This window comes from Haloarcula sp. R1-2 (assembly GCF_011627385.1).
Taxonomy (GTDB): Archaea; Halobacteriota; Halobacteria; order Halobacteriales; family Haloarculaceae; genus Haloarcula; species Haloarcula marismortui.
This window is the reverse complement of record NZ_JAANTG010000012.1, coordinates 1-631: the sequence shown is the minus strand read 5'-3', so window position 1 is coordinate 631 and position 631 is coordinate 1. Positions and strand designations below refer to the sequence as shown.

Sequence of the window (631 nt, the reverse complement as noted above, 5' to 3'; positions counted from 1 at the left end):
CTTGGTCGAGCGGATCTTCGATATCGCCGATAATCGTTTCCAGCAGGTCAGTGACGGTCACTAGTCCAATAACCTCGCCGTCTTCGATGATGAGAGCCATCTCTTGTCGCTCTGTCTGGAACTGATCGATCGCGTCGCTCACATCGGTATCGGGCGAAAGCGTCATCGTCGGTGCCGCCAGTTCAGTGAACGCACCGTTGCCACTGGCGAGTTCCTCACGATGACTGAACAGAGCTGGACTGTAGACGATCCCATGGAATTCAGTTAAATCCTCACCAATTAGTGGATACCGTGTATGAGGGTGCTGCTCAAGCTTTTCGAAGTTCGCTTCAGCTGAATCCTCAGTTGAGATGGCTATGATTTCTTCGGTGGGGACCATGACCTCTCTCACCGACTGTTCACCAATCGTCAACGCGTTCATGATCTCTTCACGGCGCTCCGCAGGCAATTCACCCTCTTCGAGTACCGATCCAAGTCGGTTCCGAAGGTCGGCACGAGTTTCGATGACTTCTTTCTCGGTTTCTGTCCATGCCTGAGTCATCTCGATGCCGAACAGGCCCAGTGTTCCCTTTGCAACCGAATCACCGACCCAGATAGCTGGAGCGAGTATCTTGGCAAACCAGTACAGCGG

At 53.2% G+C, this 631-nt stretch carries 1 protein-coding gene; it reads right to left on the bottom strand.

Annotated elements, in window-relative coordinates; all coding sequences use genetic code 11:
- On the bottom strand, positions 1 to 631 hold a 631-nt coding region (locus G9C82_RS20605; protein WP_127015263.1), incomplete at both ends, for a CBS domain-containing protein.